Below are 2,247 nucleotides of genomic sequence, written 5' to 3'. Positions count from 1 at the left end.
TGTGGGTAGGGGTGAAAGGCCAATCAAACTCCGTGATAGCTGGTTCTCCCCGAAATGCATTTAGGTGCAGCGTGATGTGTGCTTACCGGAGGTAGAGCTACTGGATGGCCGAGCGGGACTATCATCTTAGTGACGTCAGCCAAACTCCGAATGCCGGTGAAGTTTGAGCATTGCAGTGAGACTGTGGGGGATAAGCTTCATAGTCGAGAGGGAAACAGCCCAGATCGCCGGTTAAGGCCCCTAAGGGTGTGCTAAGTGGAAAAGGATGTGGGATCGCGAAGACAGCCAGGAGGTTGGCTTAGAAGCAGCCATCCTTGAAAGAGTGCGTAATAGCTCACTGGTCGAGTGGTTCTGCGCCGACAATGTAGTGGGGCTCAAGCACACCGCCGAAGCCGCGGCATAGTTTTTACTATGGGTAGGGGAGCGTCGTGTGTGGGGTGAAGCCGTATCGGAAGAAGCGGTGGACTGCACGCGAGTGAGAATGCAGGCATGAGTAACGAATGATACGTGAGAATCGTATCCGCCGAATGACTAAGGGTTCCTGGGTCAAGTTCGTCTTCCCAGGGTGAGTCGGGTCCTAAGGCGAGGCCGACAGGCGTAGTCGATGGTCAACGGGTTGATATTCCCGTACCCGTATATACGCGCCCAGTATCGAAGCGGTGATACTAACCACCCAGATCCGCCGACATGCACATCTTTGATGTGTGGTTGGTGGTGATGCGTGGGGCCTGATCCGTTGTAGGTCAGTGATGGGGTGACGCAGCAAGGTAGCCAAGCCGCTTATTGGATTGCGGTGCAAGCGTGTGGCACGACAGCATGTCAAATGCGGCTGTCAATAGTGTGAGGCGTGATGCGTAGCCCGTATTGGGTGATGTTGGTGATCCTCTACTGCCGAGAAAAGCCTCTAGCGATGTGTGTATACGGCCCGTACCCGAAACCGACACAGGTAGTCAAGTAGAGAATACTCAGGCGGTCGGGAGAACTGTGGTTAAGGAACTCGGCAAATTACCCCCGTAACTTCGGGAGAAGGGGGACCCAAACTGGTGCCCGATCTATGCGATCGTGGTTGCTGGCGTGGGTCGCAGAGAATAGAGGGGAGCGACTGTTTATCAAAAACACAGGTCCGTGCGAAGACGATGAAGTTGATGTATACGGACTGACGCCTGCCCGGTGCTGGAAGGTTAAGAGGACCTGTTAGGACATTTAGTCCGAAGCGGAGAATTTAAGCCCCAGTAAACGGCGGTGGTAACTATAACCATCCTAAGGTAGCGAAATTCCTTGTCGGGTAAGTTCCGACCTGCACGAATGGCGTAACGACTCCCCTGCTGTCTCAACCACAGACCCGGTGAAATTGCACTACGAGTAAAGATGCTCGTTACGCGCGGCAGGACGAAAAGACCCCGGGACCTTCACTATAGCTTGGTATTGGCATTCGGTGCGGTTTGTGTAGGATAGGTGGGAGACGTTGAAGCGGCCACGCCAGTGGTTGTGGAGTCGTTGTTGAAATACCACTCTGACCGTAGTGGATATCTAACCTTGGCCCATGATCTGGGTTGGGGACAGTGCCTGGTGGGTAGTTTAACTGGGGCGGTTGCCTCCCAAAATGCAACGGAGGCGCCCAAAGGTTCCCTCAGCCTGGTTGGCAATCAGGTGTTTAGAGTGTAAGTGCACAAGGGAGCTTGACTGCGAGACTTACAAGTCGAGCAGGGACGAAAGTCGGGACTAGTGATCCGGCACCTACTTGTGGATGTGGTGTCGCTCAACGGATAAAAGGTACCCCGGGGATAACAGGCTGATCTTCCCCAAGAGTCCATATCGACGGGATGGTTTGGCACCTCGATGTCGGCTCGTCGCATCCTGGGGCTGGAGTAGGTCCCAAGGGTTGGGCTGTTCGCCCATTAAAGCGGCACGCGAGCTGGGTTCAGAACGTCGTGAGACAGTTCGGTCTCTATCCGCCGCGCGCGTTGAAACTTGAAGAAGGCTGTCCCTAGTACGAGAGGACCGGGACGGACGTACCTCTGGTGTGCCAGTTGTTCCGCCAGGAGCACAGCTGGTTGGCTACGTACGGAAGGGATAACCGCTGAAAGCATCTAAGCGGGAAGCCTGTTTTAAGATGAGGTTTCATTTGAGGTTCCCAGAAGACGACTGGGTTGATAGGCCGGAACTGGAAGCACAGCAATGTGTGGAGGCGACCGGTACTAATACACCAAACAAACCAACACCCGGTTTTTCAACAAACCACACACA

Annotated in this window: 1 rRNA gene; it reads left to right on the top strand. The window is 54.4% G+C overall.

Features of this window, described 5'->3' with window-relative positions:
* Positions 1-2,223 (top strand): 23S ribosomal RNA (locus tag HMPREF2785_RS01625); the annotation flags it as partial.
* Positions 2,224-2,247: the final 24 nt, after the last annotated feature.

This window comes from Corynebacterium sp. HMSC067D03 (assembly GCF_001811185.1).
Lineage (GTDB): Bacteria > Actinomycetota > Actinomycetes > Mycobacteriales > Mycobacteriaceae > Corynebacterium > Corynebacterium coyleae.
Note: the sequence above shows the minus strand (reverse complement) of the source record. Positions and strands in the feature narration are given on the sequence as shown.